Origin of the sequence: Chitinophaga rhizophila (assembly GCF_019492185.1) — a bacterium.
Classification (GTDB): Bacteria; Bacteroidota; Bacteroidia; order Chitinophagales; family Chitinophagaceae; genus Chitinophaga; species Chitinophaga rhizophila.
The window spans coordinates 1-20712 of the sequence record NZ_JAICCF010000007.1 but is presented as its reverse complement, the minus strand read 5'-3'; the positions used below and the strand labels follow the sequence as shown (position 1 = coordinate 20712).

Here is a 20712-nt window from a genome sequence, read left to right as displayed (position 1 = left end):
TGCGCATGAACAATTTCCGCAGATATATATTTCCCGGCCTGTATGGCCTGATCAACTACCTGAGTATCCGGCTGCTGCTCGATACCGTCACAGGTATGAAGTTCTGGGAAAGACCCCTGCTGATGAATATTGCCGAGCTCTCCCTTTCGGCGCTATCCGGCTATCTGTTGTTAGGTATTCATCACCGCCTGTACGTTTACTTCGACAAGCGCTGGGGCAATGATCCGATGCACAGTAAGCGGGTATGGAAGGAAGCCGGTATCATTGCCCTGGTAACCATCCTCTTTCAGAACGTAACCTATACGCCCTGGGCCGCGCTGACAGATGACGGCCTGCAATGGTATGATGCCGCTGATATTAACATTATACCATTGCTGTATTCTCTGATCTACTATGGCATCAGCCGCAGCAACAAGTACCTGCAGGCGTATGTCAATAATAAAATGAAATTGCAGGAAGTGATGAATGACCAGTTACAGGCAGAACTGAAGTTCCTTAAATCACAACTGCATCCACACTTTATCTTTAACGCGTTAAATACTATTTACTTTCAGATGGACGAGGATGTACGCGCCGCAAAGAAAAGTGTTGAGCAATTCTCAGAATTACTGCGTTACCAATTGTATGATCAGCAGCAGACGGTGGCTATCCGGCACGAGATTCAATACCTGCACAGTTTCATCAATCTGCAGAAGGTCAGGGCGTCAGATAAACTGGTGCTCCACGTAGCGTTTGATCATGCCCTGTACGACCAGGAAGTCTACCCCTTGCTGCTCTTTCCACTGGTGGAAAATGCGTTTAAATACGTAGGAGGGGAGTACTGGATCAGGATCACAGCATCATTGGATGGCGATATAATCCGCTTCCGGGTAGAGAATGCCATTCCTGCTATCAGCATGCCGGCGCGGGCCGGTGGAATTGGTTTGGAGAATCTACGTCGCAGACTTCAACTCTTATATCCGGGAAAACATACCTTTGATATCAACAGAACAGACCGTACTTTTAATGCCGCAATAACTATCCAGCCGGAACTGGTTACTTACCCAAACGTCACAACAACAGCAGATGAAGATCAGATGCGTCATCACAGATGATGAGCCCTATGCACGAAAAGGCTTGCAGGGATATATCGGCCAGATCGATTTCCTGGAAGTCGCAGGTGTTTGCGAGAGCGCTGTCGAATTAAATGCCTTCCTTAGGAAGGAGCAGGTGGATTTGCTGTTCCTCGATATTGAAATGCCTTACCTTTCAGGGATAGAACTGCTAAAAACGCTGACTACTCCGCCGAAGGTCATTTTCACCACAGCTTATGAGAAGTATGCGATGCAGGGATATGAACTGGAAGTGCTCGACTATCTCCTAAAGCCAATATCTTTTGAACGCTTTCTTAAAGCCGCTAATAAAGCATATGATTATTTCACCCTGCAGAAGCAGGCCAAACCCCGTCCGGAATACTTCTTTATTAAAGTAGACAGCAAACTGGAAAAGGTCGTCATCTCCGATATCCTGTTCGTTGAAGGAATGGAGAATTACGTAACGGTCCACACCCGGCAGAAGAAGCTGATGACGCACCTCACTCTTAAGATGCTACAGGAACACCTGCCGGCAGATCAGTTCCTGCAACCACATAAATCCTATATTGTGGCTATAGACCGTATCGATGCCATCGAGGGGAATATGCTGATCCTGGGTGGATATCAGGTACCTGTTTCCCGCTATCAGAAGGAAGAGATTATGCAGAAAATCCTGCAGAACAGGATACTCAAAAGATAATCAATATCCTACTGCTGCCTCCGCATTGACCAGGCCCCATCCGAATTTACTGCTCCTGTTACTGGCGTTGCCCGAAGCTCTTACCATCCTGGCAAGGATACTATCCCGCGGATATGCCGGATATTTGCTCCATACCAGCGCTGCTATAGCGGCACAACTGGCTGTTGCAACAGACGACCCGCCTACTGTGGAAGGCGCGTCTCCTGTCATCGGTATAGTAAGCGGATTTCTGCCAGTGGCAGTCTTCTGCATAACAAAGGCAAAATCAACCTTGCTGCCGGTATGACAATTGTCGCACCTGTCTCTCAGGTTGTCTTTTATGCCGGTAACTGCGACAACCTGTGGCTGATTAGCGGGGAAGATCACACCTACAAATCCCGCGAAGAAAGAAGTGGACGTACCCGCAGCGCAAAACATCAGTTTCTGTTTCCCATAAGCATATGCCAGTGCATCCTTGACCTGGCCGGAACTGAAAATCGTTCCCATACTCATGCTGATGATCTTTATTGCAGGATCGTCTGCACCCTGGACATAAGCACCGGTTACACCATTAATCGCTGCGGTAGATAGCAATACTACATTCTCTGCTGCATGGACGATGGTCAGATCGCAATTGTACGCTATGCCGACAGTATTACCGTCCGTTCCTCTTGGCCCTGCCAATACCCCTGCCATACTGGTGCCATGCCCGCAAAGGTCATCCGGACTACCGTTAAAGGTGCCCAGCTTTTGTATAGTCCTGCCGGTAGACAAACCCTGGTTAAAAGTAGTGCCCAGATTCTCCTGCTGCGGACTCACACCGGTATCAATAATCATCACCTTGACACGCTGTCCGGTAGATCGCTGCCAGGCTTGTTCTATCCGGTGAAATCCATAGTTCCAGGATAGCTTCGCTCCGGGCGAGATAAGGGTATAATCTGTACCTGCTACCAGGTCCGACTTCGCATTATTATACCCGCATCCGGATGCGAGGATGTCTGAAGCAGCAGTAGCATCCTTGTCCGTCGCTTCTCTCATATAAGCGCCATAACCCACCGGTTCCGCATACCGGACCCTGTCTGACGCACGTAAGGCTTTAACTGTAGCATAGTCGCTCACACGTAACTGTAGAAAACGTAGCTTATCGCCGGTGGCTGTCCGCATTACACTGGCTGTCGCAGCCTTCTGTGGTATCAGCTGTAGTATTTCACCGGCGCTGCTGCCCGCTTCATAACCTACAGACAGTATATTATCTCCATGCAGCAGGGCGCTCCATACCATTGTATCACTTGCCATCTTCCAATCAAAATAACCGTGCGCCGCCAGTTGCTGTTGCACAAATGCATTAATCACCGATTTGGAAATGAGCGTATCCGGCGCTTGCTGCGTCGGTGGTATAACATAGCTGGAATCAGTTTTTACGCAGGAAATGAGTAGTACGAACACCATTCCCACAATAGCTAAATAAGCGGCTTTCATAAGTTCGTTTTTTAATAGTTAACAATCCTGCTTTCAGATAAAGTTGACACTAGAATTTACGAATTTTTACCGAGGATAGCAAATTCATTTTCTGATTTGGTTTTATCAATAAAAACTCTACATTTGCAACAGTGATGCAAATATAAAGAGCGGTTTACCAGCCGCTGTTATGATGCTGCCGGTGCTTACCTGCCGGCACATACCCTAATCTAACTAGTACAAATATGACAACGAACAGACTACCTGTTACGGTGCTGAGTGGCTTTCTCGGTGCCGGTAAGACTACTTTGCTCAATCACGTCCTGCACAATAAGCAGGGAATGCGTGTCGCTGTGATTGTAAATGATATGAGTGAGGTGAATGTAGATGCACAACTGGTCAAAAATGAACAGACGCTGCACCGCACGGAAGAGAAACTGGTAGAGATGAGCAACGGTTGTATCTGTTGTACATTACGGGAAGATCTGCTCATTGAAGTAGAACGCCTCGCCGCAGAGAGACGATTTGATTATCTGCTAATTGAGAGTTCCGGCATCAGTGAACCGCTACCGGTTGCACAAACCTTCACCTACCAGGATGAAAATACCGGCACCGATCTTAGTAAATTATCCCGACTTGATACGCTGGTCACCGTCGTCGATGCCTTTAACTTCATCCGCGATTTCAGTAGTATTCAGACCTTGCAGGACCGGCAGATCACCGATATGGAAGGTGATAACAGAACCGTCGTTAATCTGCTGACTGACCAGATCGAATTTGCCAACGTAATTATCCTCAATAAAACTGACCTGGTCAGTGAAGAAGAACTGGGCACATTGCAGGCTGTTATCAGAAAGATGAACGCAGGTGCACGTATCGTTACCACCGCTTTCGGCAAGATCGATCTGCAACAGATACTGAATACGGGTTTATTCAATTTTGACGAAACCAGCCAGCAGGCCGGATGGATCGAAGAACTGAATAAACCTTACCATGTGCCGGAGACAGAAGAATACGGTATCAGCAGCTTTGTATACCGCAGCCGCCGCCCGTTTCATCCTGCGCGTTTCTGGAACTATCTCAACCAACACTGGCATGCCAACATCATCAGAAGTAAAGGCCTCTTCTGGCTCGCATCCAGAAAAGATGAAGCCCTGAACTGGAGCCAGGCCGGTGGCAGCCTGCGCGCTGAACGTGCAGGTGTATGGTGGGACAGTATGCCCTATAAAGAAAGAATACGCTACCTGTCCTTCCTCGATAACCAGGAAACCATTGAACAACGCTGGGATAAGCGCTTTGGTGATCGGCTGAATGAACTGGTGATTATCGGGAAAGAACTGGAAAAAGATACCATTATCAACGAGCTCGAAGATTGTCTGTGTGACGATGCCGAAATAGCAATCATGGAAAAAGGCGGACGGTTTACAGACGAGTTTCCCCTTTAAGCAACCTGACAGAGATGATGAAGGAACGGGCTGGCCTTTTGGCCGGCCCGCGTTATGAATACCAAACAGTACGCAATAATAGTATAGCCTCACAGCAAAGCACCTCCTGCGCTGTGGTAAAACAGGAGACTCCTTCCGGTAATCATTACATTTTACTAGGCAACCACCGCCTCCAGAATAGAGAATGCAGGGTGCTTAAAGGTGGCCTGCACTGTGCCGAAACCTGCTTGCTGCAATAATCGCTACACCGTCAAATCCTGCCAGTCGAATTGCACGGAGTTTCTCCTGCATTTTTCCGCCAACGCAAACTATTGCAAAGGATATCATGAAAGTAAAAATTTAAGTGTCTTGCTGTGTGCATGCTGAGAGCTAAGAACAAAAGTAGTGATGATGTGTCTATTGATAGAAAGTATTTGCGACGACCTGCTGAACACTTAGTAAAGTGATGCTAAAACTATATTTTTATGCAATATTATTATGTTATGACTAACGCTACTATCTCTTTGCTACCCCCGCCTAAAAGCATCATTGCAGGCAACGTACAGGTTACCTATTATGAAGACGGTACTAACTCAGAAAGCCCGATTGTATTATTACATGGCTGGCCCCAGACATCTTACATATGGAGAAAGGTGTTTCCCGCGCTCGCTGAAAAGCACCGCGTCATTGCCATTGATCTACCTGGTATGGGCAATGACAATTTCGCAGACAAAACAGATACACAATCCATCGCTGCGCTGATTAAAGACGTGTGCGATCAGCTTCAACTGAAAAAGTTTCACCTTGCAGGACATGATATCGGTGCATGGGTAGCTGCAGCACTGGCTATTCAGTTTGAAGATAGTCTGCTGTCTCTCATCGTGATGGATGCAGGTATACCAGGCCTGATACCTGATGAAGTATTTGCGCCCGCTAATGCAGGTAAGATCTGGCAATTCTACTTTCATTCCATCTCAGAATTGCCGGAAATGCTGATCGAAGGGAAGGAAAAAGAATATATCACCTGGTACTTCACGAATAAATCTGCCGTGAAAGACGCATTTACTGCAGAAGATATCGATCATTACTACAAAGCTTACACAGGTAAGAAACGGCTGGCCGGCGGCTTTGCCTATTACAAATCTTTTCAGGAAAATGTTGTCCAGAATAATGCCCGCACCAAACACCTTGACTTGCCTATTTTAGCTATCGGTGGGGAAAAGGCGCAAGGCATGAATATGGGTAAGGCGATGAACAAAATGTGTGTTGACAATGTCACCGCAGTGAGCATCCCCGATTGCGGACATTATATACCGGAAGAACAGCCGGAAGAATTGATGCGTGTGATGAACGCATTCCTCGCAAACGTAAATAAGTAGCTATGCGAATGCTGTAATCTGTATATAGTAAAAGCCTCCGGAAACAACCGGAGGCTTTTTGTTTGCCTGCTGGTTGAGGACGGTTAAGGGTGGAGAGGTGTTGAAGCTGTAATGAGAAGATCACTTAAATCACGGATATCGACAAACCAAAATACGCCAGGCGAAGGGCACGCATTCAACAAGCAGCAACCGGATGAATCATAGATATAGGAAAGTAAACTACAATGAGTAATTCAAGCGGTGAACAGACTTCAGATAAGATGTAGACTCAGGTAGTCCAAGCGACGGCCAAGCGACGGCCAAGCGACCTCCAAGCATTTAACAAGCGATGACCTGGAGAATCCCAAACATAGTGAAATAAATTACCATGAATAGTCCCGGCGGAGCTGGAAGCTTCTCTGATTTTTTATTATATTGGTGAACCTTAACCCAACTGAAAACCATGCGAAAACTAACAGGATTATTCACTATCTGTCTGCTGCTGCTGCCCTTCAGCCACCTGTTTGCACAGCAGAACCGGTATGTGATCGATAGTACCCTGGAAATACCCATGAAAGACGGCACAGTGCTTAGCTGTATGCTGTTGTACAAGGAGGGGGCTAAGCTACCCTTACCTGTTGTACTGCGTGCTAACTGTTATCCTTCCAAATCAGATACGATACGTGCCCAATATGTTGCCGATAGTGGTTATGCAGGTGTATTTGTCTATAACCGTGGCAAGTCCCGCTCGGGAGGTAGCTTCCATCCGATGGAGAACGACGCGGCTGATAACTATGAAGCTATAGACTGGATCAGTAAACAGTCCTGGTGCAATGGTAAAATTGGTATGTATGGAGGCTCTTACCTGGGCTTTGCACAGTGGGCAACGGTAAAGAATGTCCATCCTGCCTTGAAGACCATTGTTCCCCAGGTAGCAGTCGGTGCAGGTATAGATTATCCGAATCCCGGCGGCATCTTCCTGACCTATATGTTGCAGTGGCTGAAATACGTCCGCAATAATCACTATCTCGACGATGCCACTTTCTTTAATGAACAGAAGTGGAAGCAGCTCAACAGCGATTATGTACTGCGCGGGATGCCTTTCGGTATGCTGGATTCCCTGGAAGGCAGTGGTATGGATACTATTTTCCAGCGTTGGATACAACACCCGGGTTATGACCAGTACTGGCAGCAAATGACGCCATCGAAAGAAGAGTATGCCCGTATCAATATACCAATCCTGACTACCACCGGGTTTTTCGATGACGATCAGCGCGGAGCAATGTATTACTATAACAGCCATCAGCAATATGGCCCCGCTGCAGGTGTAAAGGAACATTACCTGTTTATAGGTCCGTTTGATCATGCCGGCGGACAGGGAGGGCGGCGGCGTAACCTGATACCCCCATATCAGATTGATACAGTTGCTATGGTCGATCAGAAGCAGCTGGTGTTGGATTGGTTCAATTATACATTGAAGGGAGGACCTAAACCTGCGTTTTTGCAGGACCGTATTGCAGTTTTCGCAATGGGCGAGAACAAGTGGCATTATTTCCCATCGCTTGAGAAAATGAATCGTGATACCATGAGCTATTATCTGCCAGGCAGACCGGAAGAGCGAATGACTACGAAGAAAAGAGGAGGAAAGAAGCCCCTGACATTATCCTACGATGCCGCCGATACAGTGGATGACACGCTGGTTATTTATGATGGCAGCAGTTCTGTGATTACGGACGCTGTTTTCAGAAAGAAACACCTGCTAACCCTCAGTACCCCTACATTTGAGCGTGATTTTATACTGAATGGTAGTATTACTGCGGATCTTCGCATGTCTTCAGGAACGCCTGATGCCGATATTATGCTAAGCTGGTGGGAGGTGGATAGTGAAGGTAAGCGCTGGCCGCTGGCACATACTGCCCAGCGTCTGTCACTTAGTATTGACCGCACAAAACCGGTATACTGGAAAGAAAATGAGATCTATGAGGTGTCATTGAAGGAGTCTGCCTGGATATGTAAACAGATCAGAAAGGGCAGCCGTATCGTCATGACTATCAGTCCGGCGTCTAACATAGCCTGGCAGAAAAACTACGGTGCAGCAAAGGATGTTAGTCAGCAGACATTGCTGGATGCCCTGATGCATGAACTGCATTTCTATCCGGAATCCCGTATTAACATCCCCGTTATGTAGCAATAAGGGTTATTTTACAACGTAATAGGCGAGGGCCAGCCACACAAGTCCTTTGATGAGGAAAAAGATAAATCCCCAGAAGCCGAAGCGCTTGATCCATTTGATGAAGTTCTCTTTGGAGGAAGACGATTGATTTTCCATAATCTGCTAATAGTCTGTGCTGATTGCTGCAATTTAGTGAATGTCTCTATTGTACAAAAATCCTTGACAAATGCAGCTATAAATCAGCTGATATTCACTCTTTTTTGTATATATTTGCGCCATTCTATAACCACAACTTGATAAACCTAATGGGACAAACGAAATTACCTGACTTCTTTCATTGCGATGATTATTTTATAGATGAAAAGGTTGGGCTGCTGAAATTTGCGAATGCATACAAAGTATTTAATCAGGACGGCCAGCAAATTGGCAACATCCGCCAGGAAGTGCCTTTGCTGCATAAGTTCCTCCGCGTTATTCTTGATAAGAGAATTTTTCCATTTACCCTGAATATTGTTGATATCAATGAACAGGTAGTTGCATCTATCCATCGTGGATGGACTTTCTGGATGTCGAAGATTGAAATCCGTGATATGAATGGTGTACTGGTAGGTAGCATCAAGCAGAAGTTTAAGTTTATGAAACCATTGTTTCATATTCTCGATGCTAATAATGAAGTACTTGCAGAGATCAAAGGCGATTGGAAAGCCTGGAACTTCAAAATTGTAGATAAGCATGAACGGGAGCTGGGTGCTATTACCAAGAAATGGGCAGGCGCGTTCAAAGAAGTGTTCACGACTGCTGATAAGTACCGCGTTACCATTGCAGAAGAGTGTCCGGAAGATGTCAATAAAATGGCAATCGTGGCAGGTGCTATCACGATCGATATGGTATTGAAAGAATCTAAATAACATTCGCTAACAGTGTAAGGGATGGTACATGCACATGTGCCATCCCTTCTTTTTTGTGCCGGCGTGTGGTTAGTGGGCGAAACGCTGTTCTCCTCCCATGGCCTGATATTTGACGAGGTTGCTTCCTGTAACCAGGTAATCGACGCTTAAAATTCATAACGCATGGAAATTGTACGACAACAGCCAGCATTTTGTATTGGCGTGGGATGCTCCGCAGGAGGATTGGAATCAGTATGTGAATTTTTTCAACAAGTCGTGGAAAAGTCAGGCGCAGCATATGTAGTAATACCTCACCTGAGCCGGGAGCATCCGAGTAAGTTCAGCTCAATTTTAAAAAGATATACGGAAATGCCCGTGCATCGTGTGGAGCGGGATACCGTGATGAAGCCGGATAATATATATGTGCTGGTGGAAAATACGATGATGTATGTAGAGGGATACAAGCTGAAAGTCAGAAAACGCTACGCTTCTGAGATCATCAACAAGTCCATTGATATTTTCTTTACATCGTTGGCGGATGCTTACCGGCAACATGCGGTTGGTATCATTCTTTCAGGAATGGGGAACGATGGGATAGAGGGAATTAAGGCGATAGAGGACTATGATGGGCTGGTGATTGTTCAGGATCCGAAGACAACGGAGTTTAACATACTGCCTAAATTGGCTATTCATAAAGACGATCCGGATGCTATATTGCCTCCGCCGGATATTGCCCGTTTCCTGTTAAACTACCTGGGTGCATACAACAGTACGACCTGAGTTGATTTAATTTTTATATATTATCTTTAGCAGTCCTAATAGGAATTGAATAAAAAACCAGACACGAACTAAAGCTGTTTGTATGCCAGATACACATTCTGAAGGGGAGTTGAACAGGAGGCGATCTGGTTCTATACCCAATGCAGCGTTAAAAAGCATATTAGCGATTCTTTCGGAATTTTCCGGTGTGGATTTTCTGCAATACAAGGTTTCCACGATTACAAGAAGGTTACAGAGAAGGATGTCGCTTGTTAATATTCAGCGGTTTGAAGATTATCTCACGTTTATAAAAGACAATGAGAACGAGCAGAATATAGTGTATGCCGACCTGCTGATCCATGTATCTTCCTTCTTCAGGGATGAGAGCAGCTTTGAATACCTGCTCCGTTTTATCTTGCCGCAGGTTGTAAAACAGTCCCGCGAAAATGAGGAACAGGTACGTATCTGGGTGGCAGGTTGCGCGACGGGGGAAGAAGCATACTCCATCGCAATGTGCCTCTATGAGCTCATGGGAGATGAACACTTTGCCAGCAATGTTAAGATCTTCGCCACCGACCTTTCGGAGGCAGTGATTGCTACTGCCCGGAAGGCCGTTTATAGCGCTTCGCATGTAGAGACCGTCTCTCCGGAACGGCTGGAACGCTTTTTCATAGAAGTAGAGCAGGGGTACGAAATAGCTGGTATTATCAGAGATGCCTGCGTATTCGCCTGCCATAATATGCTGACAGATCCGCCTTTTGCAAAGCTGGATCTGATCAGTTGCCGGAACGTACTCATTTACATGCAGCCGGTGCTGCAGAAGAAGATGCTGAGCATCTTCAATTATGCGTTGAAAGACAGGGGGTTCCTGTGGTTAGGGAAGTCAGAGACCAACAGGTCCCCGGATCTCTTTGAAATGCCTTCAAAGAAGACGAAGATCTATCTTAAAAAGAATGTAGATAAATGGACGCTGAGAAATGCGTTCCCGACTAATAAAAAAATTAAGCATATGACTCCAAGCTTTGACCAGGAGAGGGATGAAAATGTGGATGCTCAAAAAGCAGCTGACAGTATTATACTTTCCATGTATGCACCATCTGCTGTATTATTGAACGAAAAACTGGACATCATCGAATTTAGAGGTGTCACCATGCAGTTTTTTGAACATAGCCCCGGTAAAGCCAGCCTGAATATTCTTAAACTCGCCCACAGAGATCTGGTACATAGTCTGAGAAGCGCCCTTAGTCAGGCTCAGTCCACCCGACGTAACGTCCGGAAAGATGGTCTGACCATCACCAATAGCGGAGGCGTTCATAATGTCTCCCTTGAAATTGTACCCATTAGTAACCTGCACGAGAATTATTACCTCGTGATTTTCAATAACCAGCAGATTGACGCGACAGGTACGGATGCCTCCATCAGAAGATTGGATGTGGCCGAGACCCCCGACGAAAAGAACCTGCGGATATTCCAGCTGGAAAGAGAAGTACAACGCTATAAGGAAGAACTGCGCGCCGTTGCCGAAGCGTATGAAGCTACCAACGAAGAGCTGCAGTCTGCCAATGAAGAACTGAAAAGCCTCAATGAGGAACTGGAGGTGTCACAGGAAGAGCTTCAGGTGATCAATGACGAACTCAGTACCCGTAATAATGACCTGCTGGAGCGTAACAACCAGCTGAACAATGCCCGCCTGTATGCGGAGTCTATTGTCAATACTGTTCATGAATCATTACTCATCCTCGATACAAATATCCGGGTAGTCAGCGCCAATGCATCTTTCTACCGCGCCTTTAAGATGGAGCGGAAAGAGACAGAAGGTAAGCTGCTGTACGAACTTGGCAGTAAACAGTGGAATACCTCTGACCTACGGTCATTGCTGGAAAACCTCCTGACTTCCAGAACGCCGTTCGCTAACTACGAACTGACCTACAAGTCTGCCGGTAATGGTCCCCGTACTATTATGATGAACGGACAGCTGATTACCTCTCAGGATCTCAAAGAGGAACTGATCCTGATCGCTATAGAGGATATTACAGAAGTGAGGGAGGCAAGAGAGCGTATCGCCCGTAAACAGGAGGTAGTACGCACAAATGAAGAACGCCTGCGCCTGGCGCTGGATGGTACCCGAACCGGCACCTGGGACTTCAACCCGATGTCGAAAGAACTGCTGTTGTCAGATAAAAGCCGGGAACTCTTTGGAATCACGACGACCACACCCCTGGAATTTGACAACTTCATCAAAGTCATACATCCGGCAGATGTCCCCAACGTACAGACGCGTATCTATGCAGCACTTGCCGGCAAAGAGAATGGGCAGATCAACCTGGAGTTTCGCATCAACCTGATGGATGACAATGTCACCTGGATCTCCTGTAAAGCACAGGTCTTCTTTGATGACCATGGACATGCAGTAAGGGTGTTGGGAGTAGTGACAGATATTACCGAGAATAAGCTGTTTGAAAAGCACCTCCAGGATGTGAACAATCGCTTACACTTCGCCCTGCAGACAGGTAGACTGGGTTCCTGGGAACTGGACATCGCGTCTGGAGTGCTTACAGGTAATGACCAGTTCAGAAACAACCTGGGACTCTCTTCTCAGTCGGGCCTTTCCAAAGAGAAGCTCTATAGCCTCATCCTTCCCGAAGATGTGAAAAGGGTGGATGAAGCGTTGAAGTATGCATTGAATAACCGCTCGCTGTACGTGGAGGAGTATCGTGTACGCTGGCCCGACAATTCTATTCACTGGATTGCGGCAACCGGTCAGGGCGTATATGAGGAAGATGGAAGCGTGAAGAAGATGATAGGAGTGACCGCTGATATTACCGAAAGGAAACAGGCACAGCTGCACCTCCAGCAAAGTGAGGCCTACTTCCGGATGATTGCCGATACAGCTCCTGCAATGATCTGGATAGCCGAAACGAACGGTTCCTTCTCGTTCTTCAACAAGGCATGGCAGAAGTACACAGGCCGTACCCTGGAGCAGAATAAAGACAATGGCTGGTATGATATCATGCATCCGGAGGATATCGATAAATGGAAGATCAACTTCAGCCGTTCCTCCCGCGACAGGAAGAACTTTTACGCAGAGTTCAGGTTAAAACGGCACGACGCTACCTACCATTGGCTGGCTTGCTCAGGCATCCCAAGATTTAACTCCCAGGATGAATTTGTTGGCTTTATAGGTGCATGTACAGACATAGATGACCAGAAAATGGTAGAAGATGCACTAGAGAGAAAGGTAAGGGAAAGAACTATCGCACTCGAAGATGCAAATGCTAACCTGTCCAAACGGAATCACGAGCTGGAACAGTTTGTTTTTATCACTTCCCATGATCTGCAGGAGCCGCTCAGGAAGATCCGCCTGTTCGCAGATATGCTGGAAAGTGTTAAACCAGGTTCTCCGAGTAAGATAGATACCACGCTCTACCTCAGAAAGGTCAAACAGTCTGCTATTCGCATGTCTGACCTGATCAGAGACCTTATCGCATATTCCCGCCTGGAACTGGGAGAAAATGCCTTCCTGCCGGTGGATCTAAACCAGATTGTGTCGAATGTGATCGAGGATTTTGAGCTGCTGATCAAAGATAAAAATGCGTTTATTGAGGCCAATGAGCTACCTGTTATTGATGCTGTGCCATTGCAAATGAACCAGTTATTCTATAACCTGCTGGGCAACGCACTCAAATTTTCGCGTTCTGAAGGGGAATGTCGTATCACTATCACAGCCAACAGAATATCTGATTCCGAAATGACAGATCTGCCGTTGCTGCCTAAAGGGCCATCTTATTTCCGTATTACAGTGTCAGATAATGGCATTGGGTTTAATCAGGCATATGCAGATAAGCTGTTTGTAATATTCCAGCGGCTGAACCAGAAGGAAAAGTTTGAAGGTACAGGTATCGGATTGGCTCTATGCCGGAAGATCATGGATATTCATAATGGTGATATTCAGGCTTTTGGAGTAGAACACCAGGGAGCATCTTTCCATATTCTTATTCCTGAGTCACAACAATAATTTGGATACTCCTTACAATAAAAACGCCGTATGAGCGTATTAATATGACTGACAAATGGCTCTTAACGGAGCCATTTGTCATTTCTGCTAATAGGCGATCAAGCCAGTGTTAATCTGTTGGTTATCAGTTTATATTATTATTTGAATTTTTAATATAAATTTGTGTAATTTTTCGACCTAATTAGTATTTTAGACGCTGGTCAGGTTTTCAGAAAGATAACCAGACTGATTGAATAACTATGAGGCCTATCCTATGTCTATTTTTCTTACTCGTGCAAATGATTGTCCGTGGGCAAACGGCAGGGCCAGCGCCGTCTACAGGGCCAGCTCCGACAGGAGCTACCGCACCGGCCGCACCACAGAGAAAGGGCAATTTTGAAACGGAATTTAAGATGAAATCCGGCACTTATCTTGGCTTTGGCCAGGTTAACCTGGGTATGGGAGAAATCGGGTTTAAAGTGGTTGTATTCTGCCAGAACAAGGAGAAGAAGAACGGCCGGCTGGAGTTCCGGATCGATCATCCGAAAGGGAAGAAAAGCAGACGCATAGGTACGCTCAAAATACCGTTCACCGGTGATACGACTTATGCGCTGAAGCTGGTAGGTAATCCCAAATATTCATATGGTATACATGACCTCTACCTGGTAGCTAAAGGTAACCCATTTAGTATCACTTCTATTACGTTTGTCCAGGACTATTGACCCGAACTTCCTGTTGTATAATCTGCTATAGATAATTGCGACTGCATCCTTACAAGGAACGCAGGTATGGATGACTAATGTCTATTGCTCAGCTGATCGCCATTAGCCAATAAAGGGTTTTCCGCTATAATACCCTAAAGTGTAAGCATGCCTGTAGTATAAGTAATAATTATCTTGTTTACTGCTTGCTGCGTCACATCCGGGCTGATTAACGCAGACCGATGACGTTCAGACGAGAGGGGAGGGTACTGGTTGTCTGTCAGCCCGAGTATCTGATGTTCCGGCAATTGCACATACAGTCCGATAGAAAAACCCACCTTACAGTGAACTGATGCTGCTTTCAGATTAACTGCAAGTACCTGAGCGAATGTTGTACACGGTTGGTCTTTATTATATGCCCGCACCTGCATCAGAAACTCTTGAGAGCTTTCATTAAATACGTCTTTTTCAGAAGCAATCTGCGCGTCGGCAGTAATGATCTGTCTGAAGGAAAGTATGATCAGCCCTTTTTCTATTGTTCTTGTTTATGAGAGGAACTAATGTACGGCGTTCCAGTCTGCGCTCCAGTTTGACGGTAGCAGTCAGTGGGCAATAGACCTGTTCCTGCGGCCAATATGATTGATGTGTGTATATGTTTTCACTAAACTATGACCGCAGTCTGTTAAAAGAAATATAAAAGTTGATTATTTTTTCTATTTTAGGTGTGAGATCGACACGATGAGGAGTATTAATCGTTATGAAAACATGCTGCACACTATGTAACAAACCTATGTAGTTGTATTGTGCTATTGACCCGCTACCTTATATTCTTTAACTAGTATAAACCACGTTTAATGATGAGAACCAGTATTAGCGTCTGAAAAGTGGATGTTGTCACATCTCTTTTTGCAACCAAAATCCAGCGATTTGTAATCAGCCTTTATTAACCACACAAATCAAACGTATGAAAAATGTAGACCTGTTGAAGGTCAGGCATAGCTATGCCTGGCAGTCGGCTCTATTACGCATGAAATTTACCCTGCTGCTTTTTTTACCTGCCCTGTATCCGCTTGTTGCGGTGGCGGATGGTTATCACACCTTATTCTCTGTTCAACAGGATATTACACTCAAGGGAAAGATCGTTGATAAAAATAATGAGCCTGTTATCGGCGCTACCGTAAAAATAGTAGGTACCTCAAAGGGTACTACCACTTTGCCCGATGGTACATTCACTTTGAGCGTACCGGGTAATGCCCAGATTTCCATATCTGCAATCGGTTTCCTCCCACAGACACTGCAGGTATCAGGGAACGGTCCCATGACCATCACCCTGGATGCAGACACCAAAGGTCTAAGTGAAGTGGTGGTTGTGGGTTATGGTGCACAGAAAAGAGAGGCCGTGTCAGGGTCAATTGCCACCGTAAAAGGTGCCGACCTTGTAAAGTCGCCGGCTACTAACCTGTCTAATTCCATCGCCGGACGTATGCCTGGCGTCACTGCTATGCAGAACAGTGGCGAGCCTGGTGCTGATGGTTCTTCCCTGCGTATCCGCGGTTCCAACACATTGGGTAATAATGACCCGCTGGTGGTGATAGATGGCGTTGCCGGTCGTACCGGTGGACTTGAGCGCCTGAACCCCCAGGATATTGAGAGTATCTCAGTACTGAAGGATGCTTCTGCTGCCATTTATGGGGCTCGTGCCGCGAACGGGGTTATTCTTGTAACTACTAAGCGGGGTAAAAGCGGTAAGCCGCAACTGGGGTATTCCTTTAATCAGGGATGGTCTCAGCCAACCCACGTGCCTGAGATGTCTAATGCAGCCGAATATGCCCAGGTAAGGGACGAATTAAGCCTTTACCGGGACGTACCAGGCAGAGAGTGGGGAGACGCCTGGGCCGCCTATAAAAGGGGAGAAGCCTATACTTCTCCGAACACCAATAAGAAGTGGGATGTTGCTTTCGGCCCTTCCGAAATAGACAAATTCCGTAACAGCACCGACCCCTGGTTATATCCTAATACCAATTGGTATGATGCTACTTTTAAAAAGTGGGCCCCTCAGTCCAACCATAGTGTGCAGGTATCAGGTGGCAGTGAAAACATGCGCTACCTTACCTCATTCGGATATCAGTCCCAGGATGCATACTATAAGAAGTCAGCAACCGGGTATGACCAATACAGCCTCCGTGTCAATCTCGACGGCAAGATCAACAAGTATGTAAATGTCAGCGTAGACATGTTAGGCAGGCAGGAAGAACGTAACTACCCTACCCGTAGCGCCGGAGACATCTTCCGGATGCTGATGCGCGGTAAACCTACCGAACCGGCCTTCTGGCCAAACGGACTACCAGGTCCGGATATCGAGTATGGTAACAACCCTGTGGTAATTACTACAGACCAGACAGGGTATGATAAGGATAAGCGCTATTACGTTCAGACTAACGCCCGTCTCGATGTGCTCATTCCCGGTGTCGAAGGACTTAAAGTAAGTGGTAACGTCGCATTCGACAAATTTATCAAACGTACCAAAAGATGGATGACCCCATGGTACCTTTATACATGGGACAAGAAGTCGTATGAGGCTGATGGAACCACGCCGGTGCTTGTAAGAAGTAAGCGCGGTACAGACCAGGCTACCCTCAACCAGGGAGACGAAGACCAGAGCAATATGCTGCTGCGAGGTTTGCTGACTTACGACCGTACCTTCAATAAAAATCATACGCTGAATGTTGTATTCGGTATAGAAAGAGAGACCGTCAACTCGGATAATTTCAACGCCTTCCGCAGGTATTTTATCTCTCCGCTCATTGACCAGATGTTTGCCGGCGGCGATGCGGAAAAGGATAATGGCGGTTCAGCCTGGGACCGTGCACGTTTGAACTACTTCGGCCGTGTGGCTTATAACTACAAGGAGAAATACCTGGCAGAATTTGTATGGCGCAATGACGGTTCTTATATGTTCCCGTCGTCTTCCCGCTTCGGCTTCTTCCCTGGTCTGATGTTAGGCTGGCGTATTTCTGAAGAGAACTTCTGGAAGGATAATGTGAAGTTCATGAACTACCTGAAACTCCGCGCTTCCTGGGGTCAGCTGGGTAATGACCAGGTATACTTCGATGATAATAATGATGGCACGCTTACATTGCAGGAATACCAGTATTATTCTACCTATGGATTCAGCAGTTATATCCTGGGTGGCAACGTGCTTAAGTCATTATTTGAAGCGCGTATTCCTAACCCCTACATCACCTGGGAAGTGGCCAATAACTATAACGTCGGTCTGGATGGAGCGCTGCTGAATGGTAAGATTTACTTCGAGCTCGACGCGTTCATGAATAAGCGTTCCGGTATTCTTGTAAGGAGAAATGCTTCTGTTCCGCAGACTACAGGTATGACATTACCAGCCGAGAACATCGGGAAGGTGGAAAACAAAGGCTTTGAATTTCGGATTGGCTATAATAATACTATCGGTACTAAGTTCCGCTATGACGTGAGTGTAAATGGTGGTTATTCAAAGAATAAGATAGTATTCTGGGACGAAGCGCCAGGCGCTCCTGCTTGGCAACGTTCTACCGGCAAGCAGATGAACACGAACCTCTATTATGAGTACGACGGGGTATTTAAAGACTATGCTGAGATTGATAAGAATACAATGGACTACTCTGCACTGACCAACAACCTGCGTCCGGGCGATATGAAGTTCAAAGACATAGATGGTAATGGTAAGATAGATGGGGATGATAAAGTGCGCTATGGCAAGAGTACGCAGCCAACCTTCACCGGAGGCCTGAATGTCAATCTGCAGTACGGCAACTTTGACTGTGCCATACTGGTACAAGGCGCTACCGGTGGAGCACTGCATATCAATACTGAATCCGGCGAGATCGGCAACTTTACTAAAGACTACTATGATAATCGCTGGAGTCCTGATAACCCAAGCAGTGTAGATCCACGCGTAAATGACCGTAATGACACCTATTGGGCTACCGGTAACACTTACTGGATCCGCAGTACTAACTATGTACGTTTGAAAAACCTGGAAATAGGTTATAGCATTCCGGACTTCCTGAAGAAGAAAGCAGGCATTACCAATCTGAGGATTTATATGAATGGCCTGAACCTGTTCACCATTGATAACCTCAAGATCCTGGACCCTGAGTCTGTGAACGGAAACGGTCAGTATTACCCGCAATCAAGGGTATTGAATGCCGGTTTCAATTTAACCTTTTAAATCATCAGCATCATGAAGCAGTTATTGAAGAGAATATATATCAGCGTTGGTATTGCCGGCCTGTTCACCCTGGGAGCCTGTAATACTGATTTCCTGAATACAAAGCCATTGGGCGAAGCAACAAAGGATGACGTGTGGCAGGACCAGGCCCTGACAGAAGCTTTTGTTAATGAGATCTACAACGGGTTGAGCAGTGGTGGTTTTTTGGAGACAATGCTGTCATCGGCCACAGATGAGAGCATGTTCACGCATAACTATGGTATGAAGAATATGGGAGAGGCTACTATCAGCCCCACAGATGCGGAATATGTAAATACCCGTAGCACCTTCCAGTGGGGAGAGATGTATAAGCGTATCCGCGCCTGCAACGTGTTCTTTCAGAACATAAACAAGGTGCCTTTTGAAAAGACCGCTACAGGCGAACGGTTAAGAGGTGAAGTGTTTTTCCTGCGTGCTTATTTTTATCATCAGCTGGTACGTGCTTATGGTGGGGTTCCACTGGTCGATATCGTATATTCACTGGATGATAAGGACTACACCATCGAGCGAGCATCTTTTGCAGATTGTGTGGAGCATATTGTAAAGGACTGTGACTCTGCCGCTTTTTATCTGCGTGCAAAAGATGCCAGTATCATCAAAGGACGCGCTACAGAAGGCGCTGCGTTATCACTGAAGTCGCGCATACTTGTATATGCAGCCAGTGATCTGCATGATATTCCTACTGCCAGTGCTAAGTCAACTGTCATTGCAGCAGCCCCTAAACCTGATGTATTAGGTTATACCAGTGGCAGCCGCACAGAACGTTGGCAACGGGCAAAAGCGGCCGCTAAAGCAGTAATGGATCTTGGACGTTACTCATTGGCCTATCCTACGCCTGCCAGCCCTGAAGAGGCCAGCAATAACTACCAGCAGATGTTCCTCGGTGATAATACTGAAAGCATCTTCTCCCGCTACTTTGAGAACGAAAAGTCAGAAGCCGGTGGACAGATTGGCTTATATAACGGCTTGAACGGATACCATAACTGGTCAGGCAATACGCCTACGCAGTTGCTCATAGACGACTATGAGATGAGCGATGGTACGCCTTTCAATTGGGGAGATGCCAGTCACAAGGCCAATCCTTACCGTAACCGTGATCCGCGGTTTTATGCCAGCATTCTGTATGACGGTGCTAACTGGCGTCAACGCCCTACGGATGTAGCGGCGAAAGATCCGGCTAATCAGGCGCAAACAGGCGTATACCAGGTATGGGAGCCTGATCAGCAGCGCGTAATTAACAGCCCCGGACTTGATACCCGTCAGGGGCCTATTGAGAACTGGAATGGCAGTTTTACCGGCTACTATATGAAGAAGTTCGTTGATCCGAACGTAGATGCTCAGTATTTCCGTCAGGAAGTACCTTACCCTTTCTTCCGGTATACAGAGGTACTGTTCAACTATGCAGAAGCATGTATGGAACTTGGCCAGGAAGACGAAGCACGCCAGTACCTCAATATGATCCGTACGCGTGCGGGCATGCCTGCCATCACAGCTGCCGGTGCAGCACTCAAAGCCCGGTTCCAGCGTGAAAAGGAGATAGAAATGGTATTTGAAGAGCAGCGCTTCTATGACGTCCGCCGGTGGATGATTGCTCCTACTACTGTTGGCCGCGCCCTGCGTGGTATCAATGTAGTAGGTCAGCTTAAACCGAATGTGAGAGTTACGCTGTATCAGCATGATGAAAATAATTATACCTACACTTATACACCCGTAACCCTGGTAAATGAAAACAGGATCTGGCTGGATAAGATGTACTTCATGCCGCTGCACCGTGATGAAATGAATAGGAATAATAAGCTGGTTCAGAATCCGGGCTACTGAGTGTCCTGCATGGTGATCAGCTATCAAAATAATTCTTTGATAGCTTAACCAATGCTTGATAAATGATGATGGGCGGCCCATCGCTGGCGGCTTTCAGGAGCAGCCCGCAAACCACTTTCAG

General features: G+C 46.5%; 14 protein-coding genes. 12 read left to right on the top strand and 2 right to left on the bottom strand.

All coding sequences use genetic code 11. From position 1 onward, the window contains the following. Positions 1-5: 5 nt before the first annotated feature. Complete coding sequence (locus K1Y79_RS28215) at positions 6-1094, top strand: sensor histidine kinase (RefSeq protein ID WP_220253580.1); 1089 nt, start codon at positions 6-8, stop codon at positions 1092-1094. Then, the gene (locus K1Y79_RS28210; RefSeq protein WP_220253579.1) at positions 1066-1773 is read left to right on the top strand and encodes a LytR/AlgR family response regulator transcription factor; all 708 of its coding nucleotides are present in this window, start codon (positions 1066-1068) and stop codon (positions 1771-1773) included. Before K1Y79_RS28215 ends, K1Y79_RS28210 begins: the two co-directional genes overlap by 29 nt. Here the strand turns inward: K1Y79_RS28210 and K1Y79_RS28205 are convergent, their stop codons facing one another. Continuing rightward, a complete protein-coding gene (locus tag K1Y79_RS28205; RefSeq protein WP_220253578.1) occupies positions 1774-3231 on the bottom strand; it encodes a S8/S53 family peptidase in 1458 nt (485 codons plus the stop codon). It abuts the gene before it with no gap. Between the two features lie 224 nt (positions 3232-3455). On the opposite strand from K1Y79_RS28205, the gene K1Y79_RS28200 reads away from it, so the two are divergent. From K1Y79_RS28200 to K1Y79_RS28190, 3 genes are all read left to right on the top strand, one after another. After that, positions 3456-4655 carry a GTP-binding protein gene (locus K1Y79_RS28200; protein ID WP_220253577.1) on the top strand — a complete coding sequence of 400 codons (1200 nt, stop codon included), beginning with the start codon at positions 3456-3458 and terminating at the stop codon, positions 4653-4655. 464 nt (positions 4656-5119) lie between these two features. Next, positions 5120-6013 carry an alpha/beta fold hydrolase gene (locus tag K1Y79_RS28195; RefSeq protein WP_220253576.1) on the top strand — a complete coding sequence of 298 codons (894 nt, stop codon included), beginning with the start codon at positions 5120-5122 and terminating at the stop codon, positions 6011-6013. A 442-nt stretch (positions 6014-6455) separates the two neighbouring features. Next, positions 6456-8180, top strand: coding sequence for a CocE/NonD family hydrolase (locus tag K1Y79_RS28190; protein ID WP_220253575.1), 1725 nt, complete (start codon positions 6456-6458; stop codon positions 8178-8180). A gap of 9 nt (positions 8181-8189) precedes the next feature. On the opposite strand, the gene K1Y79_RS28185 is transcribed toward K1Y79_RS28190, so the two are convergent. Continuing rightward, positions 8190-8321 (bottom strand): alanyl-tRNA synthetase, encoded by a 132-nt coding sequence (locus tag K1Y79_RS28185; RefSeq protein ID WP_220253574.1) that lies wholly within the window; start codon positions 8319-8321, stop codon positions 8190-8192. A 149-nt stretch (positions 8322-8470) separates the two neighbouring features. Here K1Y79_RS28185 and K1Y79_RS28180 point away from each other — a divergent pair, with 149 nt between their 5' ends. The 7 genes from K1Y79_RS28180 (at position 8471) to K1Y79_RS28155 (ending at position 20591) form a co-directional block, all read left to right on the top strand. After that, positions 8471-9073: a phospholipid scramblase-related protein gene (locus K1Y79_RS28180; RefSeq protein ID WP_220253573.1), complete on the top strand. Its 603-nt coding sequence runs from the start codon at positions 8471-8473 to the stop codon at positions 9071-9073. A gap of 21 nt (positions 9074-9094) precedes the next feature. Next, on the top strand, positions 9095-9223 hold the full coding sequence (locus tag K1Y79_RS29380) for a hypothetical protein (protein ID WP_262903207.1): 129 nt from the start codon (positions 9095-9097) through the stop codon (positions 9221-9223). A 12-nt stretch (positions 9224-9235) separates the two neighbouring features. Further along, positions 9236-9832 carry a chemotaxis protein CheB gene (locus K1Y79_RS28175; RefSeq protein WP_220253572.1) on the top strand — a complete coding sequence of 199 codons (597 nt, stop codon included), beginning with the start codon at positions 9236-9238 and terminating at the stop codon, positions 9830-9832. A gap of 82 nt (positions 9833-9914) precedes the next feature. After that, positions 9915-13826 (top strand): CheR family methyltransferase, encoded by a 3912-nt coding sequence (locus tag K1Y79_RS28170; protein WP_220253571.1) that lies wholly within the window; start codon positions 9915-9917, stop codon positions 13824-13826. 278 nt (positions 13827-14104) lie between these two features. After that, on the top strand, positions 14105-14527 hold the full coding sequence (locus tag K1Y79_RS28165) for a carbohydrate-binding protein (protein ID WP_236059919.1): 423 nt from the start codon (positions 14105-14107) through the stop codon (positions 14525-14527). Between the two features lie 943 nt (positions 14528-15470). After that, on the top strand, positions 15471-18731 hold the full coding sequence (locus K1Y79_RS28160; RefSeq protein WP_220253569.1) for a SusC/RagA family TonB-linked outer membrane protein: 3261 nt from the start codon (positions 15471-15473) through the stop codon (positions 18729-18731). Positions 18732-18743: 12 nt separating this feature from the next. Continuing rightward, a complete protein-coding gene (locus K1Y79_RS28155) occupies positions 18744-20591 on the top strand; it encodes a RagB/SusD family nutrient uptake outer membrane protein (RefSeq protein ID WP_220253568.1) in 1848 nt (615 codons plus the stop codon). The last annotated feature ends 121 nt before the right edge of the window (positions 20592-20712 follow it).

What these genes read in the sequence shown, in the direction of transcription:
- K1Y79_RS28200 (WP_220253577.1), top strand. Translation starts at nt 3,456, where the DNA reads ATGACAACGAACAGACTACCTGTTACGGTGCTGAGTGGCTTTCTCGGT.
- K1Y79_RS28180 (WP_220253573.1), top strand. Translation starts at nt 8,471, where the DNA reads ATGGGACAAACGAAATTACCTGACTTCTTTCATTGCGATGATTATTTT.
- K1Y79_RS28215 (WP_220253580.1), top strand. Translation starts at nt 6, where the DNA reads ATGAACAATTTCCGCAGATATATATTTCCCGGCCTGTATGGCCTGATC.
- K1Y79_RS28170 (WP_220253571.1), top strand. Translation starts at nt 9,915, where the DNA reads ATGCCAGATACACATTCTGAAGGGGAGTTGAACAGGAGGCGATCTGGT.
- K1Y79_RS29380 (WP_262903207.1), top strand. Translation starts at nt 9,095, where the DNA reads ATGGTACATGCACATGTGCCATCCCTTCTTTTTTGTGCCGGCGTGTGG.
- K1Y79_RS28175 (WP_220253572.1), top strand. Translation starts at nt 9,236, where the DNA reads ATGGAAATTGTACGACAACAGCCAGCATTTTGTATTGGCGTGGGATGC.
- K1Y79_RS28205 (WP_220253578.1), bottom strand. Translation starts at nt 3,231, where the DNA reads ATGAAAGCCGCTTATTTAGCTATTGTGGGAATGGTGTTCGTACTACTC.
- K1Y79_RS28165 (WP_236059919.1), top strand. Translation starts at nt 14,105, where the DNA reads ATGATTGTCCGTGGGCAAACGGCAGGGCCAGCGCCGTCTACAGGGCCA.
- K1Y79_RS28190 (WP_220253575.1), top strand. Translation starts at nt 6,456, where the DNA reads ATGCGAAAACTAACAGGATTATTCACTATCTGTCTGCTGCTGCTGCCC.
- K1Y79_RS28185 (WP_220253574.1), bottom strand. Translation starts at nt 8,321, where the DNA reads ATGGAAAATCAATCGTCTTCCTCCAAAGAGAACTTCATCAAATGGATC.
- K1Y79_RS28210 (WP_220253579.1), top strand. Translation starts at nt 1,066, where the DNA reads ATGAAGATCAGATGCGTCATCACAGATGATGAGCCCTATGCACGAAAA.
- K1Y79_RS28155 (WP_220253568.1), top strand. Translation starts at nt 18,744, where the DNA reads ATGAAGCAGTTATTGAAGAGAATATATATCAGCGTTGGTATTGCCGGC.
- K1Y79_RS28195 (WP_220253576.1), top strand. Translation starts at nt 5,120, where the DNA reads ATGCAATATTATTATGTTATGACTAACGCTACTATCTCTTTGCTACCC.
- K1Y79_RS28160 (WP_220253569.1), top strand. Translation starts at nt 15,471, where the DNA reads ATGAAAAATGTAGACCTGTTGAAGGTCAGGCATAGCTATGCCTGGCAG.